Origin of the sequence: Roseovarius roseus, from assembly GCF_043355935.2 — a bacterium.
Lineage (GTDB): Bacteria > Pseudomonadota > Alphaproteobacteria > Rhodobacterales > Rhodobacteraceae > Roseovarius > Roseovarius roseus.
In genome coordinates, this window is sequence record NZ_JBHFPE020000004.1 from 163,712 (window position 1) to 182,129 (window position 18,418).

Genomic DNA, 18,418 nt, shown 5'->3' on the forward strand with positions numbered 1-18,418 from the left:
ATCCCACGCGCCCCTCTGCCAAGGGCAGCCCAAAACCGGCGCGGCCGCGTGCGGAGGATGACACACGCATGACCAGCTGGCGGGTGCGCATCGCGCTGATCTTGCTGACGGCGATTGCGATTGCGACGGTCTATGTCACCAACCGCCTGCTGACGGACCGCTTTACCCAGAACACGCGCAACCGGGCCGAGCTGCGGCTGGTGCTTTATTCGGGCAACCTGCTGAGCGAGCTGCGCCAGAATGCTATCGTGCCGCAGCTATTGGCGCGTGATCCCGCGCTGATCTCGGCGCTCAATTCCAGCAATTACTCGCAATCGACCCAGCGGTTGATTTCCTTCGTGGACGAGATTGGCGCGGCGTCGCTGACACTTCTGGACAAGGACGGGCGCACCGTTGCCTCGACGGATCGCGAATCCTTGGGCGAATCGCACCGCTCGCAACCTTATTACGTCGATGCCACCCGCTCGAAGGATACTGTCTTTACCCTGATTCAGGACGAGACGGGGCGCTTCAACTTCTATTATTCGCGCCGCGTCGAGAGCCAGGGCGCGCTGATCGGCGTCATCATGGTGGCCGTTGATCTGCACAAGTATGAGCGCGCCTGGGCGGGCATCACCGATGCCGTCATCGTCACCGATTCCGAGGGGCGCATCATCCTGTCGACCGAGCCGCGCTGGCGCGGTCTGACCGAGGCGCAGGCTTTGGCTGAGCAGCCCGTCAGCAGCGCGTTCGAGCGCGCCATCCAGGCCACTGCCGACTGGACGCTGTTGCCCGCCGATGCCTATGTCAGCGGCGAGGCGGTCATGCGCGTTGAGGGGCGTGTGGCCTTTCGCGGCTGGCGGATCGCCAATTTCACCACCTTCGATTCGGTGCGCGAGAAGGTGAACGGCTTTCTCGCGCTCGAAATCATGGCTTTCGCGATTCTTCTGGCGATGGCATTCTATTTTCTCAGTCGCAAGACGGCGGTGCGCATGGCGCTCTTCCAGCGCGAGTCGGCAGAGCTTCGCGCATTGAACCTGCGGCTGCAGCGGGAAATCGCCGAGCGTGAGCGCATGCAGGAGAATCTTGCCGTGGCCGAACAGACGCTGGCGCAATCGTCCAAACTGGCCGCGCTGGGCGAGATGTCGGCAGCCGTCAGTCACGAGTTGAACCAGCCGCTGGCGGCGATGAAGACTTATCTGGCGGGCGCGCGCCTCTTGCTGACGCGCAACCGGCCGGACGAGACGCTGTCGTCCTTCCAGCGCATCGACGATCTGATCGAGCGGATGGGCGCGATCACCCGGCAGCTGAAATCCTATGCGCGCCATTCGGGCGACACGTTCGAGCCCGTAAACATTGGCGATGCGCTGGCCTCGTCCCTGTCGATGATGGAGCCGCAGCTGCGCCAGAGGCGCGTCACGATCAACCGGACCCTGCCGGACGAGCCGGTGATGGTGATGGGCGACCGGGTGCGCATCGAGCAGGTGATGATCAACCTTTTGCGCAACGCGCTGGACGCCACGCAGGCCGTGGATGACGCGCAGATCGATATCGTGCTGGCTGCTGGATCCATGGCCGTGCTGACCGTGCGCGACAACGGAACCGGCATCAAGGATCTCGAAAACCTCTTCGAGCCTTTCCACACCACCAAGCAGCCGGGCGAGGGCGTGGGGCTGGGGCTTGCCATTTCCTCGGGGATCGTCAACGACCTCGGCGGACGGCTGACCGCGCGTGACGCGGCAGCGGGCGGTGCTGTATTTGAGATGCGCCTGCCTATATTGACAGAAGAGACGCGTGCAGCGGAGTGACCGATAGAATGCCCAATGCGATGAAGATTGCGATTGTCGACGATGAAAAGGATATGCGCCAATCAATCAGCCAGTGGCTGGCGCTGTCAGGCTACGATACCGAGACATTTGCCTGCGCCGAGGATGCGCTGAAGGCGCTGGGGCCGGATTATCCCGGCATCGTGGTGACCGATATCCGCATGCCCGGCATGGACGGGATGCAGTTCCTCAAAAAGCTGATGGGTACCGACAGCACCCTGCCGGTCATAATGATCACCGGGCATGGCGACGTGCCGATGGCCGTCGAGGCGATGCGCGTCGGCGCCTATGATTTCCTGGAAAAGCCGTTCAACCCCGACCGGATGACCGAGCTGGCCAAGAAGGCGACCCATTCGCGCCGCCTCACACTGGACAACCGCGCCCTGCGCCGCGAGCTGTCGGATGGCGGGCAGTTGATGAAGAAGCTGGTCGGCTCCTCCCCGGTGATGGAGCGGCTCAAGGAGGATATCCTGGATCTGGGGCAGGCTGACGGCCACGTCCTGATCGACGGCGAAACGGGCACCGGCAAGACTTTGGTGGCCCACGCCCTGCACGCTGTCGGCGCGCGGGCAGGCAAGAAATTCGTGCTGGTCTCCTGCGCGGCGTATGAGCAGGACCAACTGGCGAAACGCCTTTTCGGCCCGATGAACCCCGAGGACAGCCGCCTGCCGGCGGTTGAGGAGGCGCGCGGCGGCACGCTGGTCTTGGAGGACATTGAGGCGCTCAGCGACAGCCTGCAGGCCCGCCTGCTCACATGGGCCAACGAGGAGGGCACACCGCCCGAGACGCGCGTCGTCGCCATCTCGAACCTTCAGGACGAGGGCAAGACATCCGAGGATGCGCTGCGCCCGGACCTGTTCTATCGGCTCGCGGCCCTCAGGATCACAGTGCCGCCGCTGCGCCAGCGCGGCGAGGATATCTTGACGCTCTTCACCCGCTTTACCGATCAGTTCGCGGATGACTACGGCTGCGATGCGCCGCAGGTCAGCGCGCAGGAGGCGGCGCAGCTCTTGCAGGCGCCGTGGCCGGGCAATGTGCGCCAGCTTTTCAACGTGGCCGAGCGGGCGGTGCTGCAATCGCGGCGCGGCTCGGGCACCATCGTGTCACTGCTGATGAACGATCATCAGGACATGCAGCCGGTGATGACGACCGAGGGCAAGCCGCTCAAGGAGTATGTCGAGGCGTTCGAGCGGATGCTGATCGACAACACCATGCGCCGCCACAAGGGCAGCATCGCCGCCGTCATGGACGAGCTTTGCCTGCCGCGCCGCACGCTGAATGAAAAGATGGCGAAATACGCGCTGCAACGCTCCGATTACCTATAGGACCCCGGGGGCGCCGGCAGCGGCGCCCATTTTGCCCCCGGACATTTTGCCCATTGTCATTGAACCCCTCCGCGCTTTAGGGTGTGGGGATGGAGTGCGCGCAAAACGCCGCGCCCTTCCTTTTGAGTTTCGCTGCGCCCGACACTGCCATGGCACACAAGGCCGGCATGTTGGCGCAGACCGATCAGGCCCTTTTTGCAAGGGGCCGCATTAACGCCGGACAATCCCTCGGGACCGCTTCGGATACATCATGGGCGCCCCAAACGGCGCCGGAGAAGAAACGCGATGACGCGCGCAACACAGGATCACATTCCGCCGGGGGGCCAGCATGGCGCCCTCGCTTGCGCGCCTGACTTCGCCACAATCAGACATCCCCTGCACGACGCCGCCCCACCGGGGCAGGTGCGCGTGCCCGGATGCGAACGGACAACATGGCCAAGAAAATGCTTATCGATGCCACCCACGCCGAGGAAACGCGCGTTGTGGTGGTCGACGGAAACAAAGTCGAAGAATTTGATTTCGAATCCGAGAATAAACGGCAACTCGCCGGAAACATCTATCTAGCGAAAGTCACCCGGGTCGAGCCGTCGCTTCAGGCGGCCTTCATCGACTACGGCGGAAACCGTCACGGCTTCCTCGCGTTCTCGGAAATCCACCCTGATTACTACCAGATCCCCGTCGCCGACCGCGAGGCGCTGATGGAGGAAGAGCGCGCCTATGCCGCCGCCCAGGAGGCCGAGGAAGAAGAGCGCGCCAAACCCAAGAGCCGCTCTCGCGGTGGGCGCAGCCGGTCCAAGGCGGCCCGCGCCGATGATGGCGACGCGGTCACCAGCACCGATGTTTCTGGCATGGAGACGATCGACTTCAGCGAGGACGAGGAAGGCTCGTCCCCCATGGACCGCGTGTCCGAAACCCCCGTCGAAGAGCCGAATGGCGAGTCCGGCGAGGGCGCCAGCGACGATGGCGATGCGAACCAGGACGCTTCGGATGAGGATGCCCCGCGCAAATCGCGCCGCTCGTCCCGCACGCGCCGCTCGCGCAAGGGCGACGACTCGGATGACAGCATCGACGATGCCGCCGACAAGGATGACGATATCGAGATCGTCGCCGATGAGGACAGCCAGGAGGACATCCGTCCGCCGCGCAAGCCGCGTCCGCGCAAATACAAGATCCAGGAAGTCATCAAGGTCCGCCAGATCCTGCTGGTCCAGGTCGTGAAGGAAGAGCGCGGCAACAAGGGCGCGGCGCTGACCACGTATCTTAGCTTGGCGGGCCGCTATTGCGTCCTGATGCCCAACACCGCGCGCGGTGGCGGCATCTCGCGCAAGATCACCAACGCCGTAGACCGCAAGAAGCTGAAGGAGATCGCGACCGAGATCGACGTGCCCAAGGGCGCGGGCCTCATCGTGCGCACCGCCGGCGCGAAACGGACCAAGTCCGAAATCAAGCGCGACTACGAGTATCTCCAGCGCATGTGGGAGCAGATCCGCGAGCTGACGCTGAAATCCATCGCGCCCGCCAAGATCTATGAAGAGGGCGACCTGATCAAACGCTCGATCCGCGACCTCTACAATCGCGATATCGACGAGGTTCTGGTCGAGGGCGATCGCGGCTACCGCATCGCCAAGGACTTCATGAAGATGATCATGCCGTCCCACGCCAAGAACGTGAAGCATTACGTCGACACGATGCCGCTCTTCGCGCGCTTCCAGGTCGAGAGCTATCTCAACTCGATGTTCAACCCGACGGTGCAGCTGAAATCCGGCGGCTATATCGTGATCGGCGTGACGGAGGCGCTTGTCGCGGTTGATGTGAACTCCGGCCGCGCCACCAAGGAAGGCTCGATCGAGGAGACCGCGCTCAAGACCAACCTCGAGGCCGCCGAAGAGGTTGCCCGCCAGCTGCGCTTGCGCGATCTGGCTGGCCTCATCGTGATCGACTTCATCGACATGGACGAGCGCAAGAACAACGCCGCCGTCGAGAAGCGCATGAAGGACAAGCTCAAGACCGACCGCGCGCGCATTCAGGTCAGCCGCATCTCGGGCTTCGGCCTGATGGAGATGTCGCGCCAGCGCCTGCGCCCCGGCATGATCGAGGCGACGACACAGCCGTGCCCGTCCTGCCACGGCACCGGCCTCATCCGCTCGGACGACAACCTCGCGCTCAACATCCTGCGCCAGATCGAGGAGGAGGGCACCAAAGGCCGCTCGCTCGAGGTGCTGGTACGCGCGCCGGTGGGCATCGCCAACTTCCTGATGAACCAGAAGCGCGAGCATATCGCCCAGATCGAGGTGCGCTATGGTCTCTCGGTCCGGATCGAAGGGGATCCGTCGCTGATCAGCCCAGATTTCGCGCTCGAGAAGTTCAAGACGGCCACCCGCGCCGTGCCCGAACAGGTGACGCGCGTGGTATCGGTCGACAGCTCGCTGATGGATGATATCGACAGCGAGACCGAGGCGGATCCTGATGAGCTGCCTTCGGACGAGGACGAGGATGAGACGGACACCCGTCAGCAAAGCCGTCGCAACGGTGATGACAGCAATGGCGAGGACGAGGACGGCAAGCCCAAGAAGCGCCGTCGCCGTCGGCGCCGGAGCAAATCCTCGCGCTCGCGCGAGGATGGCGACAATGGCAACGGCGACAATGACACCGACGAAAATGGCGCCGATGAGGATGCCGACAGTGCCGAGGTGACTGCCGAGGCCGAAGCGGAAAGCAAACCCGCGAAGAGCAGCAGCCGGTCCCGCTCGCGCAGCCGCAGCTCGAAATCCGCCGGCAAGTCAGAAGAGGGTGCGGAAGCGTCCGAGCCGACAGAGACGGCAGACAAACCCGAGATGTCCGAGGAACCCGCCGCAAAGCCCAAACGCACCCGCGCCCCCCGCGCCAAGAAGGCCGACATCGCTGACGCGGCCGCAGAGGACGCTGCGCTAACGACCAAGGCTGAGGACGCGCCCAAACCCAAGCGTGCCCGCAAGCCGCGCGCCAAGAAGACTGACGAGGCTCCCGCGCAGCCGGTCGCCGATGTGGCACCCGAAGTGGCGGCGCCGCCCGCGCCTGCGCCCGAGGCCGAAGCGGCCCCGGTCACGGCGGATGAGCCGACGCCTGCGCCGCAGCCTGAGCCCAAGCCCGAGCCGGTCGCTCAGGCCAAGCCGGCGCCCGCGCCCGAGCAGTCGGGCGAAGAGCCGGCCAAGCCCAAGCGCAAAGGCTGGTGGTCTCTGGGCCGCTGACCCGCAGCACGGCACATTCCCAAGAACACCAAAAGGCGCGGCCATATCGGTCGCGCCTTTAGCTATTGGACCGCTCCTCGTGTCACCGCGGGCCGCCCTGCTTCATCTTGGTGAAAATACTCAAATGGGCCGACGCTCAGCCAAATCCGCGCCAGCCGCCGGTGCGCGCTGCCCTATCGGCCCGCGCCTTGCCCCTTGCGCACGACATAGGCGATGGACGTGCCGCGCTCTTCAACCGAGACCAATCCATGCCCCGCCTCGGCGCAGAAATGCGGCACGTCCACCGCCGCCGCCGGGTCGTCGCAGAGCAGGCAAATCTCGTCTCCCGCATCAATGCCTGACAGGCGCTTGCGCAGCTTGAGGACGGGCAGGGGGCACAGCAGGCCGATGGCATCGATCTCTTCCATGCGGCCCTTGTGCCGCGCCGCCGCTCGGCTGTCCACAAACTTGTGACAAGGTGCCGCGTGACGCCGCTGCGGCGATGCGCTAAGCCAGCCCCATGTTCGGAATAGAAATTATGGACGCGGGCCTCATCCCCGCGATGATCGTGGCGCTGCTGGCCGGGACGCTGTCCTTCCTCAGCCCCTGCGTGCTGCCCATCGTGCCGCCCTACCTGGCCTATATGAGCGGGGTGACCCTGCCCGACCTGACGCAGGAGGGGGGCGCAAACCGCCGCCGGGCCATCGTGCCTGCGCTCTTCTTTGTCCTTGGCCTCTCGACCATCTTCCTGCTTCTGGGCGCTGCCGCCTCGGCGCTGGGGCTGGCCTTTCTGCAATACCAATCGACGCTCAGCAGTATCGCGGGCGTTCTGGTGATGATCTTTGGCCTGCATTTCCTCGGCATCATCCGCATCGGGTTTCTCGACCGCGAGATGCGCATGGATGCGGGCGACCGCGGCGGCAGTGCATTCGGCGCCTATATCCTCGGCCTTGCCTTCGCATTCGGCTGGACGCCCTGCATCGGCCCGCAGCTGGGCGCGATTCTCAGCCTTGCGGCGGGCGAGGCTTCGGTGGCGCGCGGCACAGCGCTGCTGGCGGTCTACGCGATCGGGCTCGGCGTGCCTTTCATCCTCGTTGCGGCCTTCCTGCCGCGCCTCACGGGCGTCATGGGCTGGATGAAGCGTCACATGGCGCGGATCGAGCGGATCATGGGCCTGCTTTTGTGGACGATCGGCCTGATGATGGTCACCGGCGGCTTCTCGGCCTTCGCCTTCTGGCTGCTCGAGACATTCCCGGCGCTGGCGGCCCTGGGATAGGCGCGCGGTCTTACTCTTGCCCCGTTGATGGCCTAGCATGGCGCAAAGGCCAGATCCGGACGATCCGCACATGAGCATTTCGCACAGACCCCAAGCCGATGGCACCGCGTTGCCCGTCGCGCGGCGGCGCGTCTTCTACATCCCCGGCTACGATCCGATCCACCCGCGCCGCTACCGCGAGCTCTACCGCAAGGAGGGCGCCGATCAGGCCGCCATTTCGGGTTATGATCTGAGGCTGCGCGCGCGCGCAGCCCGGCCCGGCGGGCGCTATGGCTGGAGCATGACGGGTCATATGGAGGGCCGCGACGTCACTGCCGAGGTCGATGTGCTGGTCTGGTCCGACATCGTGCGCGCCTCGATGAGCCACACGATCCCCGCCACCTATCTCCAGCTTTTCCGCACCGCCTGGGCCTATATCGGCAGCGGCGCGCTCTGGCGGCTGATGAGGCTGCGCAAGGGGCCGGTGATTGCCGCTCTCTACCCCGTGGGCTTCCTTCTGGTACAGCTCGGGATCGCGGTCATGCTGGGTCATTGGGCGAGGCAGGGCCTGGCCCTTATGGCGGCCCAGATCCCACTCGGGGCAGAAGGCACGGCCTTTGCCGCCCGCATGGTTGTGTTCGATCTGGTCCACTACATTGCAATGGGACTCGTTGCCTGGGGCGTGCTCAGCTGGTTCAAGCGCAAGGATGGCAGGTTCTACGCCTATTACCTCATGCATGACTACGCATATTCGGCGCGTCACGGCGGCGCCAATCCGCCCCCGCTTGAGGCGCGCATGGCCGAGTTCGGGGATGAAATCGCCGCGGCCCTCACCAGCGACGTGGACGAGGTTCTGGTCGTTGGCCATTCCTCGGGCGCGCATCTTGGCGTGTCGATCCTGGCCGATCTGATCCGCGCGGGCCGCGTGCCCGAGGATGGTCCCGCGCTGTCCTTTCTGTCTCTGGGGCAGGTCGTGCCGATGGTATCCTTTCTACCGGGTGCCCACCGCCTGCGCGCGGATCTGGCCTATCTCAGTACGTCGCGCGCGCTGACATGGGTGGACGTGACCGCGCCGGGGGATGGCTGCGCCTTCGCGCTTTGCGATCCGGTGGCCGTCTCGGGCGTCGCGCCGCCGCGCCGCCGCTGGCCGCTGGTGATTTCGGCGGCCTTCAGCCAGACCCTCAGCCCGATGCGCTGGCGCGAGCTGCGCTGGAAGTTCTTTCGCCTGCATTTCCAGTATCTCTGCGCCTTCGACCGCCCCGGAGATTATGACTATTTCCGCATCACGGCCGGGCCGCAAACCCTCGGTGCGCGCTATGCGGGCCGCGCGCCTTCGGCCAGCAGGATCGAGGCGCCGGTCAACAAATACACATCCCTATCGGCGGATGCCGCTGCGTGAGCCTGCCGCCAAAACCCCCGGCGCGGCCTGATCGCGTCTCGCTGTGGCGGTACATGCGCCTTTTCCGGGCTGATATCCTCTCGGCCCAGCCCGCGCGCCTCTACCGCGCCTGGATGGCCGAGTTTCGCACGCCGTTTTTCCGCTCCTATCTCTGCAACCAGCCTGATCTTGTCGAGCTGGTACTGAAGGGGCGGCCCGATGATTTCCCCAAATCGAACCGCGTGCGCGAGGGGCTGACGCCACTCCTCGGCAATTCGGTCTTTGTCACCAATGGCGAGGTGTGGAAACGCCAGCGCCGCATCATCGACCCGGCCTTCGAGGGCGGGCGCCTGCGCCATGTCTTTCCGGCGATGCTGGAAGCCGGGAATAGCGCGGTTCGCCGCATTGGCGCGCTGGCCGATGGCATCCCCCGCGATATCGAGGGAGAGGCAAGCCATGTTGCCGCCGACGTGATCTTTCGCACGCTGTTCTCCATTCCCATCGAGAACGCGGTGGCCGCCCGCGTATTCGACGAATTCCGCGCCCATCAGCGCACGCAGCCGGTCGTCAACCTTGCCGCGCTGATCCCGCTGCCCAAATGGATGCCGCGCCCGCATAATCGTGCGACGCGCCGGACCGCTGGCGTGATACGCGGCCTCATCCGGCAGCTGACGGCGGCCCGGATGGCTGAAATCAGCGCCGGCACCGCGCCCGAAGATCTGGCGACGAAGATCATCACGACAGCGGACCCCGAGACGGGCGAGCGCTTTGACACCGAGGAGATGGTCGACCAGGTCGCCATCTTTTTCCTCGCCGGGCATGAAACAAGTGCCTCCGCGCTTGGCTGGGCGCTCTACCTTCTGGCACTCTACCCAGAGTGGCAGGAGAGGGTGGCGGCCGAGGCGGAGGCGGCGTTCGGCACCGGCGCGCCCGAATTCTCGGATATGTCCAAGCTCGCACAGACACGCGACGTTTTCCGCGAGACCCTGCGCCTCTACCCGCCCGTGCCGATGATGGTGCGCGAAGCGCGCTGCCCCGAGACCTTTCGCGACCGCGCCATTGCCCCCGGCAGCCAAATTGTGCTCAGCCCATGGCACCTGCACCGGCACGAGCGGATCTGGAGCGCGCCCGATGCATTCGACCCTGCGCGATATGCCACCGAAGAGGGCCGCAAATGCCTGCGCGAGGCGTTCATCCCCTTCTCCGCCGGGCAGCGCGTCTGCCCCGGCGCGGGATTTGCGATGATCGAAGGCGTTTTGCTGCTGGCGATGCTGGTGCGCGCCTATCGGTTCGATGCGGTGCCCGAGCGCCCCGCCATGCCGGTCGCGCATCTGACGGTGCGCGGCAAGGATGGTATCTGGCTGAGGATCACGCCGCGCGGGTAGGGCGCCAAGACTATTGGAAATAGTCTTGGCAAAAGCCTTGCAAGGCTTTTGGCTACCCCCGCATCCGCGCGCCATCCGCATCGAAGAGCGGCTGGGTAAGGCGGGTGGCGTCGCATATCTGTCCGAGAATTTCGATCTGCGCCGTGCCCTCCGCGCCCCGTGGGATCAGCCCCAAGGCAACGGACTGGCCCGCATGGTGTGAATAGCCGCCCGAGGTGACAAAGCCGCGCACCTCGCCGTCCAGCCAGATCGGCTCGTACCCATGCGCGTCGGCATCCTGCGCCTCCACCGCGAAGGCGACCAGCTGGCGCTCCGCGCCCTCAGCCTTTTCGGCCTCGGCGGCGGCGCGGCCGATGAAATCCGTCTCCTTGGCCCAGTGAATGAACCGGTCCATCCCTGTCTCGCCCGGCGTGTAATCGGGCGAGAATTCCGAGCCCCATGCGCCGAAGAACTTGTCGAGGCGCAGGGACATCATCGCGCGCATCCCGAAGGGGCGCATGTCGTACGGTGCGCCCGCGTCGCGCAGCGTTTGCCACAGGCTACGCTGGGCCATGGGGTCGCAGTATATCTCGTAGCCCAGATCGCCCGTGTAGCTGACGCGCTGGATCAGACAGTCGGCCATGCCGACGGTACCGTGGCGCAAATCCATGAACCGCATGTCGCCCAAGGGATCGCGGCTGGCGGCCATCAGCACCTCGCGCGCCTTCGGTCCCGCGATCTGAAAGCCGGTCAGGCGGTCGCTGACATTCTCCACATGCACCCCGTCGCGCTCGTGCTGCTGGAACCAGCGCATGTGGATCGCCTGCGCGCCGTAGGAGGCGGTCAGTTGGAACGCCTCGTCCGAGAGGCATGAGACGGTGAAATCGCCCAGCAGGCGCCCCTTGGGCGAGAGCATCGGCGTGAGGCTCATCCGGCCCGGCGCCGGGATGCGGCCCGCCATGATCCGGTCAAGCCAAGCGCGTGCATTCGGCCCCGTCACCAGGTATTTGCCGAAATTCTGCAACTCGTTGATGCCGACGCCGCCGCGTACGGTGGCAACCTCGCGCGCTGTCGCGGCAAAGGCGTTCGAGCGGCGGAAGCTGGGCGTTTCGTATCGCGGCTCATCGCCCTCGGCGAAGTAATTGGCCACCTCCAGCCCGTATTGCGCGCCCCAGACCGCGCCGAGGCCGTCGAAAATGTCATACATCGGTGTGGTGCGGCAGGGGCGGGCGGCGGGCAGCTCCTCGTTGGGGTAGCTGACGGAAAAGCGCTTCTGGTAATTCTCGATCACCTTGGGGCGGGTATAGCCGGGCGTGATCCAGTCGCCAAATCGTGCCACGTCCATCGCAGAGACATCGCGCTCGCATTCGCCCTCGGTCATCCACTGGGCCAGCATCAGGCCAACCCCGCCGCCTTGGGAGAACCCCGCCATGACGCCGCAGGCCGACCAATAGCCGCGCATTCCCGGCACCGGGCCGACCAGCGGGTTGCCATCGGGGGCGAAGGTGAAGGGCCCGTGGATCACCGATTTGACGCCTGCGCGGCCAAGCGCCGGAAAGCGTCGATAGGCGAATTCGATGCTGTCCTCGATTTTGTCGAGGTTATCGGGCAACAGCTCATGCCCGAAATCCCAGGGCGTGCCATCCACCGCCCAGGGCTTGCAGGGCTGCTCGTAGAAGCCGATGCAGAGGCCGCGGCCCTCCTGCCTCAGATACGACTCCCCGGCGGGGTCCATGACATGGGGGTGCTCGGTATCGCGCTCGACGATCTCAGGCACGTCGTCGGTGACGATATACTGGTGCTCCATCGGGTGCAGCGGCATGTAGACGCCCGCCATCGCGCCTACCTCGCGCGCCCATAGGCCGCCCGCGTTCACCACATGCTCGGCATGGATACTGCCCTTGTCGGTGACGACATCCCATGTGCCGTCGGGGCGCTGGCGCGTCTCACGCACCATGCAATGTGTCTCGATCGCGGCGCCGCCCATGCGCGCGGCCTTGGCATAGGCGTGGGTGGTGCCCGACGGGTCCAGATGCCCGTCGAGCGGATCGTATAGACCGCCGAGAATACCCTGGGTATTCGTTACCGGCGCGATTTTCGCGATCTCTTCGGGTGTCACGATATGGGTGTCGAGACCCATGTAGCGATGCTTGGCCCGCTCGGCTTGCAGCATGTCGAAACGGTCCTGATTGTCGGCCAGGGTCACGCCCCCCACATGGTGCAGGCCGCAGGACATGCCGGTGATCTCTTCCAGTTCCTTGTAGAGGCGGATGGTATAGCCCTGCAACGCGGCCATATTGGTATCGCCGTTCAGGGTATGAAATCCGCCTGCCGCGTGCCACGTGCTGCCGGATGTCAGTTCGGACCGCTCGATCAGCATCACGTCGGTCCAGCCCGCCCGCGTCAGGTGGTAAAGAACGCTGCATCCGACGACGCCGCCGCCAATGATCACGGCCCGAGCTGTGGTTTTCATCAGGTCACTCCCCTCGCTTGGGTTCAGCATGCGCGTGCGGCCCCGCGCGCCGCATGCACGCTTGCGACATCATCTGTCGGGATCGGGCAATCCCGCCGGGCGGCGCGGGCAAGGGTGGCGCCCCAGGCTGCGTAGGACTGGAACCGCGGCCGCAGGCGGGGTATTGGCAGATATGAACAATATTCTCCTGATCCCGGCGACGCTCTGGCGCAAGGCGCGCAACTACGCCCAGAAACTCTGGGTGCGGGTGCTGGCGATGGGCCTTCTGTCGGTGCTGTCGCTGGGCGTCACCCAGCTGATCGAACTCTTCATCCCCGAAGATCTGTCCTCCAGTATGTCGGGCGCGTCGGCAGACCGCCTGCTGGACATCATCGCGTCGGCGATGCTGTCGGTCACAATCTTTTCCATGACGGTCATGGTGTCGGTCTATCGCAGCTCGGCGTCGCAATGGACACCGCGCGTGCACCGCCTGATCATGAAGGACAGCGTCACGCAAAAGACGCTGGCCGCCTTCATCGGCGCCTATGTCTACGCGCTGGTCGCCATCATCCTGCGGGAAATGGGGATTTTCGGCGACGATCACGCGCTGGTGCTGTTCTGGCTGACGGTGCTGGTGCTGGCATGGGTGATCTGGTCGCTCATCCGCTGGGTGCTGCATTTGCAAACCTTCGGCAGCCTTCTGCATACCACGCGGCAGGTGGAGGAGATCACCAAGGAGCGCTTTCAGGAGCGGCTGCGCACGCCCTGCCTCGGGGCCAATCCGCTGACCGAAGAGGTGCCCGAGGCGGCGCGGCCCATCGAGTCGGATCAAAGCGGGTATATCCAGCATATCTATCCCGAAGGGCTGAATGCCGTCGCCGAGCGCTACGAGGTCACGCTCTACCTGCCGCGCCCCATCGGCTATTTCGTCTTCCTGCACGAGCCGCTGGTCTGGGTCGAAGGCGAGGTGGCCGACGACGATCGCGAGGAGTTCGAATCGCTGGTGCTGGGCCATGTCAATGTCGAGGATCTGCGCGACTATGATCAGGACCCGCGTTTTGGCCTCGTGGTCATGGGCGAGATCGCGTCGAAGGCGCTGTCGCCCGGCATCAACGATCCGGGCACGGCCATCGACGTCATCACCCGCGTGGGGCGCATCCTGTCGAGCTATTCCAGCACCGACACGCGGCGCGAGGCGCATGAGGATGGTGAGGAGGATCCCGACAAGGAAGGCACCGGCCCCGAACTGGATCGCCTCTGGGTGCCGCCGCTTTCGCCGGATGAGCTTCTGGACGACGGCTTTGGGGCGCTCACCCGTGACGGCGCGCAGATATACGAGGTGCAACATCGCCTACAGGCGACGCTGGCCGGGCTGATGCGCCACCCGGACGAGGGGCTGCGCAACGCGGCCTTCGACTTTGCCGAACTTGCCCTGCGCCGCGCGCTGCAGTCGATGGATTTCGAGCCGGATCGCGCCCGCCTGCTGAACAGCGTCAGCGAGCGGTTGCGCCTGCGGGTGACCGAAACCTGAGCAGGGTTGCCTCACGGCGACATCCGCAGTCGCGGCAAGGCAATCGGCCGGTCCTCATGCGCGCCAAGTTGGGCGCGAATCGCAGGTCAGGAGCAGCGCCCATGAAAACCCACGCACAGGCCGTCGTGATCGGCGGCGGCGTCATCGGATGCTCAATCCTCTATCACCTGACGAAACTGGGCTGGACCGATGTCGTCCTTTTGGAGCGGGACGAGTTGACCAGCGGCTCGACATGGCACGCGGCGGCCAATATCCACGGCCTGCATGACAGCGCCAATATCAGCCGCCTGCAGCATTACACCATGACGCTCTACAATCGGCTCGAGGCCGAGACAGGGCAAAGCTGCGGAGTTTTTCAGCCGGGCTCGCTCTACCTCGCGCAGACCGAGGCGCGCGAGCATCAGCTGCGCCTGCAAGCGGCCAAGGCGAAGCTCTATGGCATGAATTTCCACGAGATCAGCCGCGCCGAGGCCGAGCGCCTGCATCCGCTGGTCAATTTCGACGGCATCCGCTGCATCATGTGGGAGCCTGATGGCGGCAATGTCGATCCCTCGGGGGTCACCGCCGCCTATGCCGCCGGCGCGCGCGCGGCGGGGGCCGAGATCCACCGCTTCACGCCCGTCATGGCGACGGTGCAGCAACCCGATGGCACCTGGATCGTCGAGACGCCCAAGGGCAATATCGCGACGCCCTGGGTCATCAATGCCGCCGGTCTCTGGGGCCGCGAGGTCGCGGCGCTTGCAGGCATCACCTTGCCGCTGCAGCCGACCGAGCATCAGTATTTCGTGACCGAGACCATCGCAGAGATCGCCGGGCTGGACCGGCGCCTCCCGTCGGTCGCGGACCGCGATGGCGAATATTACCTGCGCCAGGAGGGCAAGGGCCTGCTGATCGGCGCCTATGAGAAGGACATGCGCTTCTGGGCCGAAGAGGGCACGCCGCTCGACTTCGCGCATGAGCTGTTCGCGGATGATCTGGACCGGATCGAGGACAACATGATGCGCGCGATCGAGCGCGTGCCCGCCGTCGGCGAGGCGGGGATCAAGCGGGTCATCAACGGCCCGATGATCTGGTCGCCCGATTCCAACGTGATCCTCGGGCCGGTGCCCGAGCGACGCGGCTATTTCTGCTGCAACGGCATCATCCCCGGCTTCAGCCAATCGGCGGGCATGGGCCTCATGGTGGCCGACTGGATCGTGGAGGGCGAGATGCGCTACGACATGTTTGCCTGGGACATGGCCCGCTTCGGGGACTGGGCGGACAAGGCTTTTACCAAGAGCAAGGTGCGCGACCAATATGCCAACCGCTTTGCCATCCACTTCCCCTACGAGGAGCGCAGCGCGGGCCGGCCCTGCCGCGTACGGCCCGCCTACGATATGCAGAAAGAGATGGGCGCCGTCTTCGGCCTCAACTACGGCTGGGAGCATCCCTTGTGGTTCGCGGATCAGCCCGGCGTGGAGGACACCAAGGGCTTCACCCGTCAGAACTGGTGGGCGCCGGTCGGTAAAGAATGCCGCATGCTGCGCGAGGCGGCAGGCATCATCGACATCTCGAATTTCGCCAAGTATCGCTGCAAGGGGGCAGGGGCCGAGGACTGGCTGAACGCGGTTTTTGCCAACACCATGCCCAAGGCGGTGGGCCGCTCCTGCCTGACGCCGCTCATCTCGGTGAGGGGCGGTATCGCTGGCGATTTCACAGTCACGCGCACGGGCGAGGACGAATTCCACATCATCGGATCGGGAATGGCCGAGCGCTATCACATGCGGTTCTGGGGTATGGTGCCGCTGCCCGACGGGACGGTCTTCGAGAGCCTGACCGAGGCGATGTGCGGCTTCAACGTGGCCGGACCGAAATCGCGCGAGATGCTGGCGCGGATGACCAACGCCTCGCTGGAAGCGGAGGATTTCCCCTTCATGCGCTCGGCTTGGATCGAGCTGGGCGGTGTGCGCTGCCTCGCGCTGCGCGTCAGCTTTACCGGCGATCTGGGCTGGGAACTGCACTGTGCCACCGAGGATCAGGTGCAGCTTTACACCGCACTTGTCGCGGCGGGCCGCGACATCGGTGCGGGCCCTGTGGGCAGCCGCGCTTTGATGAGCCTGCGGATCGAAAAGGGCTATGGCAGCTGGGGGCGCGAATACAGCCCCGAATATTGGCCGCAGGAAGTGGGGCTGTCGGGCCTGTGCAAGATGGAGAAGGATTTCCTGCACAAGGAGGCGGCCGCCGCCAACATGGAGAAAGAGCCGCGCGAGGCGCTGGTTTTGCTGCACCTGAACGAGGAAGACACCAATGCCTCGAACGCCGATGCGACCGGGGGCGAGCCGATCTTCAAGGATGGCAAAGGGATCGGGCGCGTCACCTCGGGCAGCTACGGCTACTCGGTCGGGATGAGCCTCGCACAAGGCTATGTGAAAGGCGCCAAGCCCGGCGATGCCGTCGAGGTCATGCTGCTGGGACGTCCGCACCGCGCCGTGATCCTTGCCAGGCCGCCATTCGACCCCGAAGGGACGCGGCTCCGGGCCTGATCCCCGCCTTTTCCGCCGCGATTTCGCTTGAACGGGTTGCCATTGCCGCCCTTGTGGCGCTACTCGTCGCAGCCAGCCAAGGGGATGACAGATATGAACGACGAACAGGGCGACCCGCGCCATCTCGATACGCTGGATCGCGATCTGGCGAGATACTCCAACCTCGAAGTCGCGACGAGCTATATCTCGCGGCCCATGGTCGGCCCCGGCATCGCGCTGGTCTTTATCCTGATGGCGGGCATTGTGGCGATGCTGTTCCTTGGGCAGACCAGCAATGCCGCCATTGTCGTGATCGCAACCTGCCTTGGCGCCTATATGGCGCTGAATATCGGCGCCAATGACGTCGCCAACAACATGGGGCCGGCGGTGGGCGCCAATGCCCTGACCATGGGCGGCGCGATCGCCATTGCCGTGATCTTCGAAAGCGCAGGGGCGCTTCTGGCCGGGGGCGACGTGGTCTCGACCATCGCCAAGGGCATCATCGCGCCCGAGAGCATGGGCACCGCCTCGATCTTTATCTGGGCGATGATGGCGGCGCTCCTTTCGGCCGCATTGTGGGTCAACCTGGCCACATGGATCGGCGCGCCGGTCTCGACCACGCATTCGGTGGTGGGCGGCGTGATGGGTGCGGGCATCGCGGCGGCGGGCTTCGCCGCCGTCAACTGGCCGACGATGGGCGCCATCGCCGCCAGTTGGGTGATCTCGCCCATCATGGGCGGCGCGGTGGCCGCCGGATTCCTGTGGCTGATCAAGTCGCGCATCATCTACCGCGACGACAAGATCGCGGCGGCGCGCGTTTGGGTGCCGATCCTGGTCGGGATCATGGCAGGAGCCTTTGCCACCTACCTTTCGCTCAAGGGCCTGAAACAGGTCCTGGATGTTACCCTTCCGCTGGCGCTGTTGATCGGGGCCGGGATCGGTATTCCGGCCTGGCTGATGATGATCCCGGTGACGCGCCGCCAGTCGAGGGGGCTGGAGAACCGGAACAAATCGCTCAAGGTTCTGTTCGGCATTCCGCTGGTCGCCTCGGCGGCGCTGCTCAGCTTTGCGCATGGGGCCAATGACGTGGCCAATGCGGTTGGCCCGCTGGCGGCCATCGTTCAGGCCTCGCAATCGGGCAGCTTTACCGATGCCGTCAGCCTGCCGTTCTGGGTGATGGTGATCGGCGCCTTCGGCATTTCCTTTGGCCTCTTTCTGTTTGGCCCCAAGCTGATCCGCATGGTCGGCAGCCAGATCACCAAGCTGAACCCGATGCGCGCCTATTGCGTGGCACTGTCGGCGGCAATCACCGTGATCATCGCCAGCTGGCTGGGCCTGCCCGTCAGCTCGACCCATATCGCGGTGGGGGGCGTCTTTGGCGTCGGATTCTTCCGCGAATGGGATGCCGAGCGGCGGATGCGTAATGCGCGCCTTTCCATGCCGGACCGCACCGCCTTTGGCCCCGAAGAACGGCGCCGCCGCAAGCTGGTGCGCCGCTCGCATTTCATGACGATCATCGCGGCCTGGATCATCACGGTGCCTGCCGCCGCGATCCTGTCGGGCAGCATCTTTCTGCTGATCAACGCCGCCGTCGGCTAGGC

11 protein-coding genes are annotated in these 18,418 nt (G+C 65.2%); 9 read left to right on the forward strand and 2 right to left on the reverse strand.

Annotated elements, in window-relative coordinates; all coding sequences use genetic code 11:
- Window positions 1–68 precede the first annotated feature (68 nt).
- The 3 genes from ACEWPL_RS09105 (at window position 69) to ACEWPL_RS09115 (ending at window position 6,357) form a co-directional block, all read left to right on the forward strand.
- Window positions 69–1,787, forward strand: coding sequence for a sensor histidine kinase (locus ACEWPL_RS09105; protein ID WP_393931559.1), 1,719 nt, complete (start codon window positions 69–71; stop codon window positions 1,785–1,787).
- 8 nt (window positions 1,788–1,795) lie between these two features.
- Entirely contained in the window at window positions 1,796–3,130 is a 1,335-nt protein-coding gene (locus tag ACEWPL_RS09110; RefSeq protein ID WP_393931561.1) for a sigma-54-dependent transcriptional regulator, read from the forward strand.
- A 431-nt stretch (window positions 3,131–3,561) separates the two neighbouring features.
- On the forward strand, window positions 3,562–6,357 hold the full coding sequence (locus tag ACEWPL_RS09115) for an Rne/Rng family ribonuclease (RefSeq protein ID WP_393931563.1): 2,796 nt from the start codon (window positions 3,562–3,564) through the stop codon (window positions 6,355–6,357).
- 173 nt (window positions 6,358–6,530) lie between these two features.
- Here ACEWPL_RS09115 and ACEWPL_RS09120 read toward each other — a convergent pair whose 3' ends face one another.
- Complete coding sequence (locus ACEWPL_RS09120) at window positions 6,531–6,764, reverse strand: sulfurtransferase TusA family protein (protein ID WP_393931565.1); 234 nt, start codon at window positions 6,762–6,764, stop codon at window positions 6,531–6,533.
- Window positions 6,765–6,856: 92 nt separating this feature from the next.
- Here ACEWPL_RS09120 and ACEWPL_RS09125 point away from each other — a divergent pair, with 92 nt between their 5' ends.
- The 3 genes from ACEWPL_RS09125 (at window position 6,857) to ACEWPL_RS09135 (ending at window position 10,354) form a co-directional block, all read left to right on the forward strand.
- Complete coding sequence (locus ACEWPL_RS09125; RefSeq protein ID WP_393931567.1) at window positions 6,857–7,612, forward strand: cytochrome c biogenesis CcdA family protein; 756 nt, start codon at window positions 6,857–6,859, stop codon at window positions 7,610–7,612.
- Window positions 7,613–7,682: 70 nt separating this feature from the next.
- Window positions 7,683–8,990 (forward strand): hypothetical protein, encoded by a 1,308-nt coding sequence (locus ACEWPL_RS09130; RefSeq protein WP_393931569.1) that lies wholly within the window; start codon window positions 7,683–7,685, stop codon window positions 8,988–8,990.
- A 53-nt stretch (window positions 8,991–9,043) separates the two neighbouring features.
- Complete coding sequence (locus ACEWPL_RS09135; protein WP_393931912.1) at window positions 9,044–10,354, forward strand: cytochrome P450; 1,311 nt, start codon at window positions 9,044–9,046, stop codon at window positions 10,352–10,354.
- 52 nt (window positions 10,355–10,406) lie between these two features.
- Here ACEWPL_RS09135 and ACEWPL_RS09140 read toward each other — a convergent pair whose 3' ends face one another.
- Complete coding sequence (locus ACEWPL_RS09140) at window positions 10,407–12,806, reverse strand: GcvT family protein (protein ID WP_393931571.1); 2,400 nt, start codon at window positions 12,804–12,806, stop codon at window positions 10,407–10,409.
- A gap of 172 nt (window positions 12,807–12,978) precedes the next feature.
- On the opposite strand from ACEWPL_RS09140, the gene ACEWPL_RS09145 reads away from it, so the two are divergent.
- The 3 genes from ACEWPL_RS09145 (at window position 12,979) to ACEWPL_RS09155 (ending at window position 18,416) form a co-directional block, all read left to right on the forward strand.
- Window positions 12,979–14,316 carry a DUF2254 domain-containing protein gene (locus ACEWPL_RS09145; RefSeq protein ID WP_393931573.1) on the forward strand — a complete coding sequence of 446 codons (1,338 nt, stop codon included), beginning with the start codon at window positions 12,979–12,981 and terminating at the stop codon, window positions 14,314–14,316.
- Window positions 14,317–14,417: 101 nt separating this feature from the next.
- A complete protein-coding gene (locus tag ACEWPL_RS09150) occupies window positions 14,418–16,838 on the forward strand; it encodes a GcvT family protein (protein ID WP_393931575.1) in 2,421 nt (806 codons plus the stop codon).
- A gap of 93 nt (window positions 16,839–16,931) precedes the next feature.
- On the forward strand, window positions 16,932–18,416 hold the full coding sequence (locus ACEWPL_RS09155) for an inorganic phosphate transporter (RefSeq protein WP_393931577.1): 1,485 nt from the start codon (window positions 16,932–16,934) through the stop codon (window positions 18,414–18,416).
- The last annotated feature ends 2 nt before the right edge of the window (window positions 18,417–18,418 follow it).

Excerpts from the sequence above, each read along its gene's own strand:
- ACEWPL_RS09105 (WP_393931559.1), top strand. The coding sequence starts at position 69 with ATGACCAGCTGGCGGGTGCGCATCGCGCTGATCTTGCTGACGGCGATT.
- ACEWPL_RS09110 (WP_393931561.1), top strand. The coding sequence starts at position 1,796 with ATGCCCAATGCGATGAAGATTGCGATTGTCGACGATGAAAAGGATATG.
- ACEWPL_RS09115 (WP_393931563.1), top strand. The coding sequence starts at position 3,562 with ATGGCCAAGAAAATGCTTATCGATGCCACCCACGCCGAGGAAACGCGC.
- ACEWPL_RS09120 (WP_393931565.1), bottom strand. The coding sequence starts at position 6,764 with ATGGAAGAGATCGATGCCATCGGCCTGCTGTGCCCCCTGCCCGTCCTC.
- ACEWPL_RS09125 (WP_393931567.1), top strand. The coding sequence starts at position 6,857 with ATGTTCGGAATAGAAATTATGGACGCGGGCCTCATCCCCGCGATGATC.
- ACEWPL_RS09130 (WP_393931569.1), top strand. The coding sequence starts at position 7,683 with ATGAGCATTTCGCACAGACCCCAAGCCGATGGCACCGCGTTGCCCGTC.
- ACEWPL_RS09135 (WP_393931912.1), top strand. The coding sequence starts at position 9,044 with ATGCGCCTTTTCCGGGCTGATATCCTCTCGGCCCAGCCCGCGCGCCTC.
- ACEWPL_RS09140 (WP_393931571.1), bottom strand. The coding sequence starts at position 12,806 with ATGAAAACCACAGCTCGGGCCGTGATCATTGGCGGCGGCGTCGTCGGA.
- ACEWPL_RS09145 (WP_393931573.1), top strand. The coding sequence starts at position 12,979 with ATGAACAATATTCTCCTGATCCCGGCGACGCTCTGGCGCAAGGCGCGC.
- ACEWPL_RS09150 (WP_393931575.1), top strand. The coding sequence starts at position 14,418 with ATGAAAACCCACGCACAGGCCGTCGTGATCGGCGGCGGCGTCATCGGA.
- ACEWPL_RS09155 (WP_393931577.1), top strand. The coding sequence starts at position 16,932 with ATGAACGACGAACAGGGCGACCCGCGCCATCTCGATACGCTGGATCGC.